This is a genomic window from Saccharothrix sp. ALI-22-I (assembly GCF_001984175.1).
GTDB lineage: Bacteria > Actinomycetota > Actinomycetes > Mycobacteriales > Pseudonocardiaceae > Actinosynnema.
Genome location: NZ_MTQP01000060.1, coordinates 74,922 through 92,562, shown reverse-complemented (window position 1 = coordinate 92,562; position 17,641 = coordinate 74,922). Strand labels below are relative to the sequence as shown.

Below are 17,641 nucleotides of genomic sequence, written 5' to 3'. Positions count from 1 at the left end.
CGCCGACGGCCGCGGCGGCAAGGACAAGCCAGGTCCGTGGGCTGCGGCGCGGGCGGCGTTTCGTGGTGGTCATCGTGCTCTCCGGGTGGTGTGGCGGACGGATCGGTGAGCCGGCTCGCCAACAACCCTGCGGGACACGGGACAGCGGGAGAATCAGTTCGGATCAGTCGCATCCGGCGTCGGGCAAGGGGCGACGTCGGACCCGGCCGGTGGATGCGCCGAGGGCGCGGGGTCTGGGTGATCGTCGGATGAGTTCGGATGGCCGAGCGGGCAGCCAGCGGCGGGTGGACAAGCCGGTGGTGCCGCCGGGACCGCTGGCGGAGCTGAAGAACGCCCTGTACGACCTGTACCTGGCGGCGGGCACGCCGCCGATGCAGCGCATCCGCGAGCGCATCGGAGAGTTGGCCGAAGGCGCCGAGGTCAGCGACCCGACAGCGACACCGGCGGTCGACACCGTGCACAGGGTGCTGTCGTCGCCGACGTTCCCGCCCAAGGAGAACAACGTGATCGCGGTGGTCGCCGCACTGCTCCACCCTGTGCCGCTCGAAAAGTCGTCGTTGCTGGTAGAGCGAGGACACCACCGTCTTTGGGAGCATGGCCGGGTGATCGTGTCCCTGCTGTACAAGGTGACCCGGAAGCTGCTGTCCGTCCCGGCGGTGCTTCTCCGCAGCGAGGTGTCGAAGGACGCCGAACTGCTCGTGCTGCGGCACGAGAACGCCGTACTCCGCCGGCAACTTGCGGGTCCGGTCCGCTACGAGCCCGCGGATCGGCTCTGGTTCGCCGCCCTCGCCGGGCTGGTGGATCGTCGACACTGGCAGGCGGTCTTTCCGGTCACGCCGGGCACCCTGCTCGCCTGGCACCGCACACTCGTAGCCCGTAAGTGGGACCACTCCGCGCGTCGACGCACCGGACGCCCACCGACACGAGCCGCGATCAAGGCGCTCGTACTACGACTCGGCCGGGAGAACCCGCGGTGGGGTCATCGGCGCATCCAGGGCGAACTGACCCGGCTGGGCCACCACATCGCCGCCTCGACGGTCTGGCAGATCCTGCATGCCGCGGGCATCGACCCGGCGCCCCGCCGCGCCGGTCCGACCTGGCGGGAGTTCCTCACCGCCCAAGCCCAGGGCATCATCGCGGCGGACTTCCTCCACCTCGACACCGTGCTCGGCAAGCGGCTCTACGCACTGGTGTTCCTTGAACACGGCACCCGACGCCTGCACATCACCGGCGTCACCGCCCACCCCACCCAGGCATGGACCACTCAGCAGGCCAGGAACCTCACCGCCGACCTCGGACACCGGACGGAGTCCTTGCGCTTCCTGATCCGCGACCGCGACGGCAAATACAGCCAGACTTTCGACACCGTCTTCCAGAGCGACGACCTGCGCGTGATCAAGAGCGCGCCGCAGGCGCCCAGGATGAACGCCCACTGCGAACGAGTCATCGGCACCATCCGCCGCGAAGTCCTCGACCACATCCTGATCACGGGCGAGAGCCACGCACATCAGGTCCTCAAGACCTACGAAGACCACTACAACCGCCACCGACCCCACCAGGCCCGCGACCAACTATCCCCCGAGGCCCGGCAACACCCTGCCGCGGTACACGACCTCGCCACCCACAGACCGCACCGCACCCGCATCCTCGGCGGCCTCATCAACGAGTACAGACACGCCGCTTGACCAGCAGCGATGACTTTTCGAGCGGCACACGGTCGACCAACCTCTGGTCGTACTTGTCCCGGTACCACCCGAATACCCGGCGAACGAGATCCAGCGACGCCTCGATCTGCCGGCAGCGGTCGTGGACAGCACCCGTCGGTGTATCGCCGCAGATCGCGTCGTGCTCGCCTGCGACGCGATCGTGCATGAGCGCCAGAACTGCTTCAAGCACGTCGAAGTGGCCCGCGAACCGGACAAAACGCGGGTTGGGTCGACGCAATGCGAACCAGGACCGAATCTCGGTCGCCGTCGCCGCCGCCCTCCGGCGGGAGAGCGCGAGACGGTCGGCCGGGCTCGACACCTGCCAGTAGTCCGCCTTCACACCGATCTAGTCGTCCCGTCACCGGTGAGAACTGCACCTGTCGAGTCAATGGTCACTCCGACGAGCGAATGAAGCCAATCGGGATCATCACCGTGCCTGATGGGGTTCCCCCTTGAGCCGGCGCAGGTGACCAGCCGACCTCTCGGACACCACTCCGGCTGGATTACAGCCGGAGAAGCCCCACAGAGAGTAACGACCGTTACTCTCTGTGGGGCTTCTGGCGTTCCGAGAGGGCGGATTTGTAACGAGGAGTAATCGATGTCCGCCTTACTGGTGTTAACGGTACAACAGTCTCCACCACAGCGGCTGGAATCCCAGCCGTCCGGATCGGTGGTGCTGTCGTGACAGAGCACCCCATTCCCTTGTTTGTTCCGCCGGCCGCCCGGCTCAGGTCGACGCTCACACCGCCGCTGGCGGCGTTGTTGCCGAGACATGAAGACGATCACGGTTTGCGCTTGGCGATCGCCCGCATCGACCACTCGGGCCGGGTCGGCGATCGTTGGCTGGCCGAGGTGCTCGGGTGGCGGCCGGGTGATCGGCACGACGTCAGGATGCTGTCGGACGGCGCGATCGTGTCGATCGACGCCGACGGCCGGTTCCGAGTCAACGCGCGCCATCACGTGTTCGTGCCCGCCGGTGTCCGCAGAATCCTGTCCGTGGAGAGCGGCGATCCGGTCGTCCTGGTCGCGCGCCCGAAGTCACGCACGTTGCTCGTCCACTCGACCTCGATGGTCGCTTCCCTGCTGTTCCGGCACTACACCACCCACGGAGTGTTCCATGGCTGACGAGGACAAGAGCGCGTCGGCCAAGACCAAGACGCGGTCGAGGCCGGAGAAGTCGTGCCCTTGACCTCAAGGATCTCGTCGGCGGTCTGGAGCAGACCCAGCCCCGCCCGCCGCCGAGCTGGATCTTCTCGGACAGCTCGAAGTCGCGGGAGTAGTGGTCGGCGTCCTCGCGCGCAGCGCCGCGTCCCCCTTCTCGGGTTGTGTGGACTCAGTAATCGATGCGCGCGGTGAGCGGCAGGTGGTCCGACGTGCCCTTCAGCGTGGTGCGGTTGAACTTGCGGGGGCGGCGCAGCGGCTGGGTGGCGAAGGTGTCGGACTGGTGCAGCGTGACACCGGCGGGGTCCAAGCGGAGCGGGCCGGACAGCAGGCCGCGGGACACGACGATCTGGTCCAGCACCTGGTAGCGGTTGGCGAAGCGCTCGTCGCGAGTGGCGTCGAGGAAGAACGTGCCGCTGTTCTCCGGCGCGAGGAACTTCCAGCAGGCGTTGAACAGCCACGTGTCATCACCGCGGTAGGCGGCGCCGTCGGCCGCGAAAGCCGTGATCGCGTTGGTCGGGCCGACGACCCGGTCCAGTTCACTCGACGCCTGGAGATGCTCCACGACGCTGCGGTCGGACGGTTCGTCGTTGAAGTCGCCCATGATCAACACCGGGGTCTCCCAGCGGGCCTGGACCGCGGCCAGATCGTCGGCGGCGCGCAACTCCTCGTAGGTCAGCGAGTCGAAGCGCACGTGGTCGCGCACGAGGTAGGAGATGTTCTCCGCGACCGCGATCCGCAACGGCTCCGACCGCAGCCGCCCCTGACGGCGCGACGGCCAGTGACTCGCGATGGCCACCAGCCGCGCGCCGGTCTCCACGACCTCGAACACCACCTCGAAGATGTCCCGGGTCGCATACCGCAGGTGCACCACGTGCGAACGCGTCTCCAGCACGCGCAGCTTGCGGTCGTCGTAGGCGACCGACACGTCGATGCCACGCAGATCGCTGGTGCCCTCCGGGTCCACGGCGACCTTCAGGTGCGTGTTGCCGGTGTCGGCCAACAGCGCGGCGAACACATCGTCACCTTCGACCTCGCACACACCCAACAGCTCCGGACCCAACTCGTTGAGCGCCGCGGCCAGATTGGCCCGCTTCGCCGCGTACACCTGATCAGTCCACCCCTCCGCCGGGGTGAAATCGAAATCGTTGGAGATCGGGTCGTCCTTGGTGTCGAACAGGTTCTCCAGGTTCCACCACGCCACACGAATCGATCCCATGGCGAGCACCTCCACAGACAATGCCGACGCCCGTTCGCACCCCGGCACGCTCTACAGCCCCGCTACACGGCTTCACAAGGCGGAGCCATAACGCCACCCGACGGCCGAACACGCTCAATCCCACGCCATGCTCGCCACACTCCACCGTCGAGCAACCTCGTGCCATCGCTGGACCGGGTGAACCTCCGCAGGCGCCGACCACGACGGTCGCACGTGAGCACAAGGAAACGCTCTCAACGCACGCTCGTCGGCTATTTGTCGACTCGCGGCACGGTCAATGCCCGGCAGGACGCACGCCATGAGTGAGCCACACCCTTGACCGCAGGTGGGCAGCCGATGAGAGAGCGTCCCGCCGAACCTCGCTCAGTGGGTGCGTCGTCGACCACGGTCACCTCGCCCCCGACGCCTGCACCCGCCAGCACGGCGGCGACGTCGATCATGGCCCGTCCCCGTACGCGGGCACTGCGCCTGCCGACAACCTCATCCGCGCAGGTGACGGAGGACTGCAGAGACGGTGCATGGAAGCCGTCGCGATCTCGCGCTGTTGTTGATCAGCACGGCATGATGGTCGGTCGTACTGCTTCGGCTGGCCTACCTGAGCGTGACGAACGCGTTCGCGCTACTGCGCCTGCTCCCTATGACCGGAATGGAAATCAAAGAGGTAAAGCCCTCGGAAGCCGCCCACCGCGATTGAGTCGCCGCCAGGGCTCCACGCGCATGCGGTCGCAGCTTGCTCCAGTCGCATGATGGCCGACACGTGGCCGACCGCAACATCCCAAATCCGCACCGTCCCGTCGTCACCGGCGCTGGCGAGCCAGGTGCCGTCCGGCGCCACCGCCACCGCATTCACCCAGCCGGTGTGGCCGCGCAGCACGGCGCGTTCCTTGCCGGTCGCGACGTCCCAGATCCGCACCGTCCCGTCGTCGCCGCCAGCGCTGGCGAGCCAGGTGCCGTCCGGCGCCACCGCCACCGAGCGGACCCAGCCGGTGCGGCCACGCAGCACCGCGCGTTCCTTGCCGGTCGCGACGTCCCAGATCCGCACCGTCCCGTCGTCGCCGCTTGCGCTGGCGAGCCAGGTGCCGTCGGGTGCCACTGCCACTGCGCGGACCCAGCCGGTGCCGCCGTGCAGCACCGCGCGTAGCGTGCCGGTCGCGACGTCCCAGATCCGCACCAACCCCCTGGCGTCGCCGCTGGCGAGCCAGGTGCCGTCCGGCGCCACCGCCACCGAGCGGACCCAGTCGGTGTGGCCGCGCAGCACGGCGCGTTCCTTGCCGGTCGCGAGGTCCCAGATCCGCACCGTCCCGTCGTCGCCGCCAGCGCTGGCGAGCCAGGTGCCGTCCGGCGCCACCGCCACCGAGCGGACCCAGTCGGTGTGGCCGCGCAGCACGGCGCGTTCCTTGCCGGTCGCGACGTCCCAGATCCGCACCGTCCCGTCGTCGCCGCCAGCGCTGGCGAGCCAGGTGCCATCCGGCGCCACCGCCACCGCATTCACTCGGAGGGTGTGGTGCAGCTCGGGCTCTGGTCCAGTCGGGAAGTTCCAGATCCGCACCGTGAGGCCGGATGATTCTGCCGCCGCGGCATCGGAGAACTGCAGCGGCAGCCGCACGGTGTGGACGGGCACGCCCCAGCGGTTCACATAGGTCAACCAGATGGCGTGTTCGCCAGCGGCTGTGTCGTCGACGGCTTCGATCCGGGGCGAGATCGCGAAGCGCACGGGGCGGTATGTACCGCCGAAGCGGTGCAGCAGCAGGATCGGGTCCCCGATCGCCCGGCTTTCGAAGAGCGGATAGGCGTCGAGCACGCACGTGAACTCGAACTCCTCCTCGTCGTACGGCCAGTCCGAGGAGTCGGTCACCGTACGCAGATCCGCGGTGACGAGGTAGTCGTGCCCGGTCGCGACTTCTCTCGGCCAGCTCACCAACGGCTCGAGTACCAGTTCGTGTTCAGGCATCGTCCGCCCCGTTCCCCGGCACGCCGATCTTGGTGTACGGGTTGCCGTAGCAGACGTACATGAAGGTGTAGAAGAACTCCTTCAACTCCTCCTGATGAGGTCGACGGGTCTGCACCTTCGCCGCAGCACGCGCACGGACGCGCCGGACAGCCTCGGCGACCGACACCTGCGGATCGTCGACGATCTCGCTCAGCACTTCGTGCGCCACATGGTGCGCACGGTCGGTCTCGACCTTGCCAACCGTGCCGACGACAGTGGCCGCGCCCTTGCGCAGGAACATCTCGGCGAAACCGAACAGCACGTGATTGCGCCGCTCGTCTTTGATCAGCCGCTCCTCGTTGATCAGGCGGGCGGAGTGGCAGGCGTTCATGAACACCACGCCGTGCGAACCCAGCAACGCCGGCAACGAACCGTAGTCGAATTCGGCGAGCCCGAGCCCGCCCAGCGTCAGCTCCGTCATGCTGGCGGAGAACTCGCCGTGGGCAGCTACGTACACCAATGCCACGGGTGCTTCGTCCTCGAGGCGTGTCAAGAGTCCGGCCTCGGTCATCACCGACGGACTGAACCCCGTCAGCGAAGCCAGATCGTTTTCCATACCCTCGCCAAGGTGCGCGATCGTGTCGCCGGAGGACACGTGGTCGCCCAGTGCGATCGGGTCCCACTGCTCGGTGGGGTCACCGGCGTGGATCGTGACCATCCGGGTCATGGCGAGCAGTTCGCCGAGCCACCCGCGGGTCCGGCCGGCGCGCTCGTCGCCCCACAGGTACAGAAGCTCCCATGGGATCTCGTAGCCGGTGTCGTCCCACACCACGATGTGCAGGTCCTGATCGCCGACGGCAGCCCTGAGTCCTTCGATCCAGTCCCGGATCGACTCGGCGTGCCGGGACCACTCCCGCATCAGCAGCCGGATGTTGCGCGCCTGCTGCCGCTCCTCGCTGTCCCTGTCCGCCAGGTCGCCGAGGGCGAGCTTCGGCTTCGACATGGTGCGCGTCCGCAATTGCAACTGGTTGTCGTGATGACTTCCTGTGACGGCAAAGTAGTCCTCGCCGGCGCGATTGATCTGCATCAGCGCGTACGTCGGCTTCATGCGCGCGGACACGTCGGCGGAGAACGCGCCGAGTGGTTCCAGGTCAGCGGATTCGGCCTCGGGTTCCTGCACGCCCGCGACCACCGGAGCCGGTTGTGCCGGTAGGGTGCGTGTGTCGCCCTGGAGGATCCGGTTCAGTTCGACCATGGCCCGTCTCCCGTCGCGGCGACGACGAGACAGCGCGGCCCGAAGGCGCGCGCGAGGTCCAGCGGTACGTCCGGATATGGAACGCGGGGCGGCAGCACGACGACCGGCAACACCCGGTCCAGCTCCGCGATGGCCTTCCCTCCGGCGATCGCGTCGTCGATTCCCTCGGCGCGGACCGGCTCTTCGACGGTGCCACGCAGGCTCGCTTCCAGCGGCACGTTGCCCAGCCCGTCGGTCACCACGACGAGCGTGGCATCGCTGACCGGGGTGCGCCCGTGCTGCAGCGCGTGGCGCAACGCAGCGCGGGCGAGTTCGAGGCCGTGGGCGAGCGGGGTGGCGGTGCCCTGCGGCCGTTCGAGGGCCGCGGCTACCCTCGGGTCCAGCAGGCTCCGGGCCATCACCCGTTCGGCCCTCAGCTCGAGTTCGGCGGATGCGGCCCCCACCTCGACCAGGCATACCGTGGCCCGGCGGGTGTAGGCCAGCCGCAGGTGTTCCGCGAGCGCCGGGCTCCAGTCCCAGTCCTGGTGACAGGTGTGGTCGAGCACCAGTACGAGCAGGTGCTCGGTCTTGGGGGAACGACGGTAGCGGCGCAGATCCCCCGCGCAGACCCGCAAGCCCTCGCTGCCCTGGCCGCGCACGGCCTGGTACTTCGCCGCCTCCCGCAGCGACGCGACCCACGCGATGTCGGCCAGTCGGTTCGTCGGCTCCGTACCGATGACCTCGCCCCGGTCGGAGGTTGTGCCGCGACGCCGCTGCCACGGCAGGACTAACGGGGTCGCCTCCCGCTCGGGTTCGACGGCGTCCTCGGGGAACGGATCATGCGCCACGGGCACGTGCACGACGTCCATCGATTCGGGCGGCGGGCCCGCGAGGATCGGTGTGGGCACGACGGCGGGCCCCTGCGTCTCCTCGACCGCCGTGTCGGCCGGTGTCACCGGTGCCACCGCCCCGCCGCGGTCCTCGGGTTCCGCGGCGGGCGCCTCGGGCGGGTTGCTGGGAGCGACGGTGGGTTTCGCGGACGATGTCAGCCGCGTCAGGGCCGCGGCGGCGTCGACGTGCCCCACTGTGACCTCGGCGGCACCGTCCAGGCGGGCGAACGCGCGGGCGAGCCGCAGCAGCGCGAGCGGACGACGAACGCCGAACCGGGCGTCGTGCAACGCGATCGCCCGGACGGCCGCCGCGTCCGAGACCTCGGGAACCACGGCGCCGGGCTCCAACGCCCGCAGCCACGACTCGGGTGGCCGGGGAACGCGGAAGACGGGTTCGGGATCGCCGTTGGCGAAAGCCCACACACGATCCACGGGCTCGACCGTCGTGACCGCGCGGCCCGCCGGGAAACGCGCCGTGAAGCGGTCGAGCAGGTGCGGGCTGACCTGGCCGATGTCGCCTGCGGCGCAGGACGCCAGCCAGTACGCGTAGTTGGCCGTCCGAACCGAGATTCCATGTCGCTCCAGCAGCGCGACCGGCGAGCCGAGTGTCACCACGGCGGCGCGTGTCGCGGCCAGGCTCAACCGGGCGAGATCGGGCACGACGACCACGAGACGACCGTCGTGCAGCAACGGTCCTCGCACAGGGGTGAACGTTAGCGTGCCCTGCTCGGTCCACGTCCGGAACGAGAACCACAGGTCGTCTTCCTGTTCGTGCGTACCGAGGACGGCGATCCGCGTGTCCTCCCCCAGGATGTCCGCGAGCATCTCGGCCGCGGCCAACAACGGCCGGGCCGGCAGGTCCAGCAGGAGCACGCCGTCCAGTCCCGGTTCGAGCGCGGCACAGGTGAGGAGCCGGGTGAGCTCGAGCTCCGGTATGCCGGTCACGGCTCGCTCGCCTCGGCGACGAGGTTCTCCAGGCGCTGCTGGTCGTCGTCCGTCCAGGACACGGGGCCTCGCTGACCGCCGCTCGGGTGCCGCCGATGCTGCAGCGCGAGTGGCGCCACCCGCAGCAGGTGTCGCGCCGACACCTTGTCTTCACCCTCCAACGCCGCGAGGGCCCGGGCAGCCAACGCGGCAACCAGGTCACCCCGGTGACCGCTGACCTGGAAGGCCGCGGCGATCTCCGCGCACAGGCCAGCCATGTCGTAATCCAACGCGACGTCGTAGAGGCGGTCACGCGCCATGCCCAGCCTGAGCCTCAGTTTGCTGTCGTTCGCGCGACCGCGCTCGATGAAGCCCGCCACCGCGTGGGATCGCGCCTCGTCGAACCGCAGCACGGTCTGCAGGATCTCCCTGCGTCGCTCCGGGTCGGTCTCCGCCCGGATGTCCACCGAGAGACCGAAGCGGTCGAGCAGCTGCGGACGCAGGCCGCCTTCCTCCGGGTTCATCGTGCCGACGAGGTTGAACTCCAGCTCAAGCTGGCGGTCGACGCCCTCGCGCTGGATCGTGAGGATGCCGGTCGAGGACACGTCGAGGATGATGTTGACCAGGTGATCGTCGAGGAGGTTGATCTCGTCGACGTAGAGCACTCCGTTCTCGCCCGCCTCCTCGATCAGGCCGTGCTGTTCTACGGCCCGGCCGCGCACGAGTTCGTCGAGCCGCCACCCTCCAAGCACGCGGTCGTCAGTGGCGTTGATCGGGAGGGTCACCGGCAGGTGTCCGGTCATCATCACCGCGAACGCCCGCACGGTCATCGACTTGGCGGTGCCGCGGTCACCCGTCGCGAGCACACCGCCGACACGCGGGGCGATGTAGCTCAGTTCCAACGCGGCCTTGAGTTGTTCCTGCCCGACTATGTAGGTGTACGGGAGCACCGCACGGTCGGGCCGATCGGTCACCTCTCCTCCACAAGTTGCCAGCGCAGCGTGATCTGGAGCTGGGCGCTCGTCTTCGTCTTCGCCAGCACCGCACCGAGTTCAGCGTCCAACGTAATGCCCAGTTGGAGCTCCACCTCATGGGGCGCGACACCTCGACCGAGATCCTTGAGCCCCTCGGTGAACCGCTGCGCGCACGAACGTGCCAGCTCGACACCGTCGCCGAGAAGATCACGAGCGACGGCCACCGCCTTCTCCGCAGCAGGTCCTCGGACCTTGTCGTCCTCCCAATCGGACTTCGATGTCGGAACCGTGGCGACCTCGACGAAGATCGTCGGCTGCTCTCCCTCGGTGGGCACTGCCACGACAGGCATGGGGACCTCCCCCCATCGCGGCCGCAGGCCGATCCCGCGACTGAGCATTGGGTGAAGTCACAATACGCGGTGACGTTGTTACACCGCATGACGATCAGCGCGTGACACGGACTGTGCGTGCTACGAGCAGTGACCCCTCCACGTCGAGTTGCCCCATGGCACCATGCAACTGCCGACAGCGTTCGGTCGGCGGGTGAGTGGAGAATCGCACGCGCATGTCAGCCTCGCTCAGCGGGAACGACCAGCCGGACGGCCCGCACAGCGACCGGCTACTCACCGAAGGCACGCCATGTAGCCGCTAACGACCGGACCGGCACTCGATGTCGACACCGGATCCCGCGACGCGGCGGAGCCACACACCGCATCAGGTAGGTACTCCGGCAGTCACCTGACCGGGGATCGACGCATCGACTCGGCCGGACCAGCACAGCCGCCGACCCGAACCGGCCGACTCTCCCTGTGGCCACTCCGCAGCGTTCACCGATCACGCTGGCACGGTACCCATCGAGGTCACCCTCCCGAGCAGCTCCGTTCAAACGCTCTCTCCGCCCGAGAGCACCGCACCGGTCGACCGTCAGACCCTGACGGACCGGCGGTCGAATCTCAGCGTGCCCGCTTCCGGCCGCGCCCCGCACGAACACCTATGCCCCGGGCACTCGACACGGGCACAGAGAGACCCGAGCAACAGTCACGGCACCTCCGTCAAGGTCGAACCCGACCGCCGCCCTGCCTGCCCAGTCGACGCCTCCCCGCCCCGACTCCCCGCACGGCGGGCGAGTGGACAACCGACTGCAACACCGTCAACAACGCTGCAAAATCCGGGCCGTTCACCGAGACGAGACCACCCGCCTCGGGCATCCACACCGGGACTCCGCGGTCCTCGAACAACAGGACCAGTTCCTTGAACTCGGCGACGCTGCCGAACGCTCGCTCGTAGTCACCGACCACGACAGCGTCGAAACCCCGGCCCGGAACACCGGACGCCGCAAGCAACACCGACGCCCGCGGACGATCCGACCACGAGACACGCGCCGTCACCCCGACGTCGAAGAAGCCCGCCACGATCACACCCCGACCGGCGATCGTGTGCTCGGCCATCTCACGCTGCCACGCCTCCGACACCCCGGGACCCTCCGGATCGGACCCACCGACACACCCGTAGAACGCAAACCGCACCCCGCCGGCACCCCCACCCGACCCGGCCCGTCTCCCGTCGCCAGACGCACCGGCCATCCACGAACCCAACGCGCCCCGACCGTCGCCGTCCGACGTCGCCACCACAATCGCCTCCAAACTCGCCGCACTTCCCGATGTGATCACCGGAGACGACCTCCGGCCCAGGCTCACTTCAACGTGGACAGATCGACGGAATTACAACGACACAAATCGAATCCACGACAGCTTTCACGAATCCTGAAAATACTCCACTGACACGGGCCGCTGTCCATTTTCGCGACAGACGGTAACCAATCGCCATCACCTACTGGTCACGTTACGTAATCACACGGCAGTGTGACGACATCTTGCGATCCAGGACGTCTGATCAAGCCGATAAGCTGCATGTATGACTCTCCGTGTTCTATTGAACACGGGAGATTTCCCGCGTTTGGGGGTCCAAGACGACCTCTCGGACACCAGTTAGGCTGGAATTCCAGTGAAAAAGTAGCGCCAGGTACTCATGTGAGTACCTGGCGCTACTTTTGTTATCTGGGCCACACACCTCCTTAGCCCGAACAGCCCATCGGCGCGGGGAAATCTCCCGCTCCTGCGTGTTCGAAAGAGCTGAACGACCACTCAGACACGAACACTTCTCACATTCTCCGGCCAGTGCCAGCGCAACCGCCGGCCGGATGCGCTCCCGCATGTCCGCATGACCTGGCATCTCCGAACGCCGTACCCAGGCCTACAGAGCGTATGGTCGCCAACTTCCGCAGCCCGCCGCCGGGCGCGTACCGGCTCCCCCCTGCCGACTTCCGGCAGCAGCCCAACATCAGGCCGAAGTGGACACATTGTCCGTACACTGTGGACAAGGAACGCGGTCACACGATCGGATGATTCAGGACTCCGGCCAGCGGAACAGTTCGAGCGGCTGGACGCCGAGCGCGTCGGCGAGAACGAAGACGCGGTCGAGGCTCGGTGAGTGCCGGCCGTTCTCGATGCGGTTGATGGTCTTGCGGTCGAATCCGCTGGCCTCTGCCAGTTGTTCCTGTGTCCACTCGCGACCCTGTCGCAGGGCGGCGAGGCGGTGACCGAATCGCGCGCGGTTCTCCGTGAGAAGCGGGTGGACCGGCGACGCAGGCACGGGGGCAACGTTGGTACGCGTCGCCGTGCGAGTCCGTACCAACGATGGTACAACTTGCCGCCCCGGCGCCGAGCAAGATCGAAACCGCTGTTCAGCGCCCCGGACTCCAGCCAAGTACCACCGACGTGAGGACCTCTTGAGCACTGACCCCAAGACCGTGCAAGCCGCCCGCCTGCTGCTGACCCAGCTCGGTCTCAGCCCCGAGGACCTGATGTGGGTCCCCACAAGCCTGCCCACCTTCCGCGACTACGTCCCCCATGTCATCGCGGCGTCGGGGGCCGGTGCCAAACGCACCTACGGCACCTACTGGACCCGCATCACCGAGACCTTCGGCGACAAGCGCCTCGACGAGGTCACCGTCTCGGAGATCGAGGCCCTCATGCGACTGCTGGTCGCCAACCGCCGTGTCCGGCGCAACGACCGCGGCGGCCACTCCGTCGCCGAACACTTCCTGTCCGCCATGCGCGCCATCTACGCCCGCGCCATCAACGACAACCTCCTGCCACCCCACCACAACCCCGCCGCGAAGCTCGCCAAACCCCGACGCCGCCCCACCACCCGCCAATCCCTCAGCGCCGCCGAAGTCACCGGGCTGGCCGACGCGGTCACCATCAGTGGACGCGACACCGTGCTCGACACCCTGCTGTTCCGACTCCACCTCGAAACCGCCTGCCGACGCGGCGGCGCACTCGCCCTCCGCGAGGACGACATCGAACCCACCACCTGCCTGATCCAGCTCCGCGAGAAGAACGACACCGTCCGCTGGCAACCCGCCAGCCCGACCCTGATCGCATCCCTGCTGGCCCACCGCCACCACCGCGGCAACGGCAAACCCACCCCCGAACCCCTGCTGCGCTACAACAACGGCGACCCGATCAACCACCGCCGCTACGACCGCCTCTGGCAACGCCTCGGCGACCGACTCCCCTGGGTCACCGCACGCAACATCTCCACCCACTGGCTCCGCCACACCACACTCACCTGGGTCGAACGCCACTACGGCCCCGCCATCGCCCGCGGCTACGCAGGCCACACCCACCCCCGCAGCGACGACACCACCGCCGTCTACACCAAACCCACCCTCGCCGACCTCGCCACCGCACTCGCCGCCTACACCGGCGAACCCCACCCCCTCGCCACCACACCACCACCCGCAGGCGGCCTCCCCGCCTTCCCCATCCTCACCCCACAACCATGACCGAACGCCCCACACCACTGTTCAGCCCACCCACACCCCAACCGCCACCACCACTGACCACAATCGACGCCACACCGAAACTCGACGACACCGAACTGCTGCTGAGCACCGGAATCGTCGACCACTCCGGCAGGGCCCCGGCACGCAAACTGCTCCACGCCCTGGACTGGCGCCCAGGACAGGCCACCACGGCACGACTACGCGGCCACGCGATCACCATCGGACTCGACCCCGACAGCCCACACCGGATCGACACCCGCCACCAAGTGCTCATCCCCGCAGGCCTCCGCGACCTGACCGGCATCCGCATCGGTGACACCGTCGTGCTCCTCGGCGCACCGCAACGACAACTATTGATCGTCTACCCGATCAGAGCACTCACCGCGCTACTCGCGGAACCGACCGATCGAATTACCGGCCTTTCCGGTTCAGGCCCGTAGAAGGAAGCCTTGCGAGGCCTTCCGCAGACTGACCGGCAGTCACCGGACCGTCGATCCGCCACGTGCCCGGATCGACGGTCCGTCCACCTCGACGGAGGAAGAGCCGAAGTTGGTCGGCCCCCCGCAGCGCCAGGGCAACTACCTGCCGCAGGATCCGATCGTCACACGATCGAGTGAAGCCGATCGCGAGGAGCACCGCGCGTGCAACCCCAAGGCCACGAGGAACGCCACGAACAAGCCACTGTCGGTTCGACCGGCGACCTTCACGGTGGTTTGCCGCCGCCCGGGCCGCCGATACGCTGCGTCCGCTGACCGTGATCGGGTACGCGGAGGGTGTGCGATGGTTTCCTCGACTACGCCGGATGTGCCCCTCCTGTCCGGGGAGGCGGAGGGGCGGCAGTTACTGCGCCGCCTGGTCGCCCCATTGACGCGGGCCGGTTGGTCGGAGGTCAACAGCGACGAGTGGTACGACGACGAGGCCCTGGGTGAGGAATCGCCCCGGGTCGCGGAAGTCACCGCGGAACTGGAGCGGTCCGGCTTCCACGTGCTCGTGTCATGGACCCCCGCGCAGCAGGAACTGGTCGTGCTGGATCCGACCGACGGCCGCGACTGGACCACCGGGAGCCTGCCTCCCCTGTTCCCGCTCGACACCGAACTGGCCCTCGATCTGTCGGGCGAGTCCTCGCAGGCCGCCCGCGCCGAGACCGTACGGCGCGCCTTCGCCGCCGCGGGGCTACTGGACACGACCAGGATCCGCGTACCCGACCCCTCCAGCTCCCTCCGCGCCGACCTCGTCCTGCTGCTCATGGCCGACCACCTGTACGACGTGGCCGAACGGCATCGCGGCCGCGACGACGCGGGCGAGGTGCTCGCCTTGCTCGGCGAGGACGCCTCTTGGCGGCTCGCCTCCGGGATGCGGGCATACCCTCTGATCGTCCCCGCACCCGTCCCGTCCGCGGCCGCACGCGGCATCGCCGAGTGGTGCTGGCGCAGGGAAACCGAGGTCGAGGACTGGCATCACAAGGTCGACGACCTCACCATGGCACGCGCCAACATCGCCGCCACCCGAGCAGTCCTGCCCCACGTACACCTCGAAGGTGTCGACTGGCCCGCCGTACGCCTCGCCCTGACGCTTCCCCGCCGACGCCTGGCCGACGGCCGTGCCCTCACCGACCTGTTCGAAGAGGGGTGGCCTCCCATCCTCGCCTCGATCCGCACCCAGATCGACCTGTGGCAACGCCTGGACGACGAACTCGGACCACAAGCCGCACTGATCCTGCTCAGCCTCCACGGCTCCCGCACCGAATCCGTCGGCGACTGGTGGGGCTCGGGACACTACGAAACTCTCACTCGACGAGCGATCCACAACGCCGCACGACAAGGCACTCTTCCCGAGGCCGTGGCGGAGACATTCGCCGACGCGACCCACTTTGCCGACGTCACCGTCCACAGCCCCGACACGCTGGACGACGACACCCTGCGCTGGCTCACCCACGCCATCCTCACCGAACGCTCCACGCTGCGCGCCCGCGGCGAACCCGACACCACCGCCGTCACCCTCTCCGACTGGGCCGTCGAACAACTCACCGACCTACTCAGCACCGACCATGACACCGCAGCCAATGACACATCCGCCTGACCAGGGCAAGGACACCATCGACAACTCCGGCAATCCGCGACTCGGAACCCGCTGTGTCCTGTGCAGACGCTGCACGCCGCCTGGCTGCTGATGACCAGCCGGCATCATCAAACTCCGAGGCCCAGGCTTCTTGCTGCCCAAATTCCATGATGGGACACCCTTCCGGAGGCTCGTGCCCCTTGATCTCAGATGTCCGCCAAACGTCAAGCTCGCTCAGACGGTTGCGTGGCAGGCTGGCCACGGGGAGCGAGGCGGTCCGTCAGTTCGATCGTCGCCAAGTACCACCAGAACATCCAGTCAAGGAAGGCCTCGTCGTAGTCGGACTTCTGGGACTCGTTCTGATGTCGGATGTCGAACTTGTTCGCGATCATGAACAAGGCGTCCTCGTCCTTGCTCAGCAGCTCGGCCCGGAGGAGGTTTCGTCGGCTCTCCAGGACCCGAGCGAGAACGACCACAGCTGACCGCTTCTGGTGCCTGTCGGCACCGCGCGCCCGGAACAGGGCGACCGCATGACGAATCTGGTCGCCGGTGTCACTGGCATCGGCGACCACAAGCGCGTCGACGAGTTCGCTTCGCGTGTCCCCAGTCGTCGTCACCATGCGGCCGGTGTCGTCGCCCTGGCCGGCCAGACGGAGACCGAGGTCGCTCCTCTCCAGGAGTTTGTTGACGCACCACCGGTAGACGATCCGACCGGACTCGATGGAGAAGTCGCTGTGGTGCCACCCACATCCGTTGTAAGAGTGGTGCGACCGATCGGTCGGCCGCGCCACCAGGTCGTGCAGGACCTCGATCACGTCGCAGAACAGGTCCAGGTCGTCGACCAACCGGTCAGCCCTGAGAGGCCAGAGATCGCCTGCCCCGATCGCACGCTCGATGACCCTGGACGGGTCGATGCCGCTGGGCGAGTCGACACAGTCCTTCTCGAACCGCTTCTCGAAGTACCCCTTGACGTCCAGCTCTCCGATCAGTTCGGCGAAGTCACGTGCGGTTGCAGCTTGACGTGCGAGCTCGGCCCTCGTTCCGTTCTTGCGCTGTGACCAGTACGGCTTGCGATGCGAGGCATCCTCCCTCAAATGGTCTGCGCTGCGCATCAGGTCGCGTAGGAAGTTCTGCCGCGGGCTCAGCTTCGCCAGCGCCCCGTCCGACTGCTTGCCCCAAGGGTCGTGGATACCTGAAACCTCGCGGAACTCGCTCAGCGGTCCGCCGCTCACGCCACCGACGAACGCGTCCTCCAGGAGCAGCTCGCAGCGATCGTCCCAGTCGTTGAGGTCACGCTTGTTGAGCAGCTTGGACGCTTCCTGCACGAACAGTGAGCGCGGCCAGAGCAATTGGTAGTCGGCCTCGGCGAAGCGGGAGTCCACGGTTGATTGTCTCCTATCGGCAGCGCAGCCCCTTCATCTGCGACGTCGCGCGGCGTCGGCCACGACGCACCTCGTGTCGCACCACGGTTGAGCAGCAACATGACCAAAGCAGGCCATCTTGTCAACGCGCCGAACACAGCCGGTCGAGCGCGGCACTGACGAGTCTGTGGCCAGCGACGGTGGGCGGGATCTCCGAGGACTTGCACATCCGCACGAACAAGTGTTCGATTCTCTTGGCCTGGTACACCCGCCGCCTACACTCCCGCCTCGCTCTCTCGGCGCCGCTTCGGCCCAGGCGCCTTGACTCCCCGTC

Annotated in this window: 15 protein-coding genes; 5 read left to right on the top strand and 10 right to left on the bottom strand. The window is 67.8% G+C overall.

Features of this window, described 5'->3' with window-relative positions:
- Positions 1-248 precede the first annotated feature (248 nt).
- Entirely contained in the window at positions 249-1,685 is a 1,437-nt protein-coding gene (locus ALI22I_RS19990) for an integrase core domain-containing protein (protein ID WP_238598473.1), read from the top strand.
- Here the strand turns inward: ALI22I_RS19990 and ALI22I_RS19985 are convergent.
- Entirely contained in the window at positions 1,660-2,046 is a 387-nt protein-coding gene (locus ALI22I_RS19985; protein WP_077007049.1) for a hypothetical protein, read from the bottom strand. The genes ALI22I_RS19990 and ALI22I_RS19985 overlap by 26 nt on opposite strands.
- A 455-nt stretch (positions 2,047-2,501) precedes the next feature.
- Between ALI22I_RS19985 and ALI22I_RS19980 the strand changes: the two genes are divergently transcribed.
- On the top strand, positions 2,502-2,831 hold the full coding sequence (locus ALI22I_RS19980) for a hypothetical protein (protein ID WP_143532314.1): 330 nt from the start codon (positions 2,502-2,504) through the stop codon (positions 2,829-2,831).
- A 208-nt stretch (positions 2,832-3,039) separates the two neighbouring features.
- Here ALI22I_RS19980 and ALI22I_RS19975 read toward each other — a convergent pair whose 3' ends face one another.
- The 8 genes from ALI22I_RS19975 to ALI22I_RS19940 form a co-directional block, all read right to left on the bottom strand.
- Positions 3,040-4,086, bottom strand: coding sequence for an endonuclease/exonuclease/phosphatase family protein (locus ALI22I_RS19975; protein ID WP_143532313.1), 1,047 nt, complete (start codon positions 4,084-4,086; stop codon positions 3,040-3,042).
- Positions 4,087-4,705: 619 nt separating this feature from the next.
- Positions 4,706-6,037 (bottom strand): WD40 repeat domain-containing protein, encoded by a 1,332-nt coding sequence (locus ALI22I_RS19970; protein ID WP_077007046.1) that lies wholly within the window; start codon positions 6,035-6,037, stop codon positions 4,706-4,708.
- A complete protein-coding gene (locus tag ALI22I_RS19965; protein ID WP_077007045.1) occupies positions 6,030-7,271 on the bottom strand; it encodes a CHAT domain-containing protein in 1,242 nt (413 codons plus the stop codon). Before ALI22I_RS19965 ends, ALI22I_RS19970 begins: the two co-directional genes overlap by 8 nt.
- The gene (locus ALI22I_RS50990; RefSeq protein ID WP_077007044.1) at positions 7,259-9,085 is read right to left on the bottom strand and encodes a hypothetical protein; all 1,827 of its coding nucleotides are present in this window, start codon (positions 9,083-9,085) and stop codon (positions 7,259-7,261) included. The genes ALI22I_RS19965 and ALI22I_RS50990 overlap by 13 nt, the downstream gene beginning before the upstream one ends.
- Positions 9,082-10,038, bottom strand: a complete 957-nt coding sequence (locus ALI22I_RS19955; RefSeq protein WP_077007043.1) for an AAA family ATPase — start codon at positions 10,036-10,038, stop codon at positions 9,082-9,084. The genes ALI22I_RS50990 and ALI22I_RS19955 overlap by 4 nt, the downstream gene beginning before the upstream one ends.
- Positions 10,035-10,388 carry a CU044_2847 family protein gene (locus tag ALI22I_RS19950; RefSeq protein WP_077007184.1) on the bottom strand — a complete coding sequence of 118 codons (354 nt, stop codon included), beginning with the start codon at positions 10,386-10,388 and terminating at the stop codon, positions 10,035-10,037. Before ALI22I_RS19950 ends, ALI22I_RS19955 begins: the two co-directional genes overlap by 4 nt.
- Before the next feature lie 702 nt (positions 10,389-11,090).
- A complete protein-coding gene (locus tag ALI22I_RS19945; protein ID WP_143532312.1) occupies positions 11,091-11,510 on the bottom strand; it encodes a recombinase family protein in 420 nt (139 codons plus the stop codon).
- Positions 11,511-12,444: 934 nt separating this feature from the next.
- Positions 12,445-12,690, bottom strand: coding sequence for a helix-turn-helix domain-containing protein (locus tag ALI22I_RS19940; RefSeq protein ID WP_077007041.1), 246 nt, complete (start codon positions 12,688-12,690; stop codon positions 12,445-12,447).
- A gap of 136 nt (positions 12,691-12,826) precedes the next feature.
- Between ALI22I_RS19940 and ALI22I_RS19935 the strand changes: the two genes are divergently transcribed.
- The 3 genes from ALI22I_RS19935 to ALI22I_RS19925 all read left to right on the top strand — a co-directional run bounded on the left by ALI22I_RS19935 (position 12,827) and on the right by ALI22I_RS19925 (position 15,967).
- A complete protein-coding gene (locus tag ALI22I_RS19935) occupies positions 12,827-13,888 on the top strand; it encodes a tyrosine-type recombinase/integrase (RefSeq protein ID WP_077007040.1) in 1,062 nt (353 codons plus the stop codon).
- On the top strand, positions 13,885-14,328 hold the full coding sequence (locus ALI22I_RS19930; protein WP_077007039.1) for a hypothetical protein: 444 nt from the start codon (positions 13,885-13,887) through the stop codon (positions 14,326-14,328). The genes ALI22I_RS19935 and ALI22I_RS19930 overlap by 4 nt, the downstream gene beginning before the upstream one ends.
- A gap of 340 nt (positions 14,329-14,668) precedes the next feature.
- On the top strand, positions 14,669-15,967 hold the full coding sequence (locus tag ALI22I_RS19925; protein WP_143532311.1) for a hypothetical protein: 1,299 nt from the start codon (positions 14,669-14,671) through the stop codon (positions 15,965-15,967).
- 203 nt (positions 15,968-16,170) lie between these two features.
- Here ALI22I_RS19925 and ALI22I_RS19920 read toward each other — a convergent pair whose 3' ends face one another.
- Complete coding sequence (locus tag ALI22I_RS19920; protein WP_077007037.1) at positions 16,171-17,328, bottom strand: hypothetical protein; 1,158 nt, start codon at positions 17,326-17,328, stop codon at positions 16,171-16,173.
- Positions 17,329-17,641 lie beyond the last annotated feature (313 nt).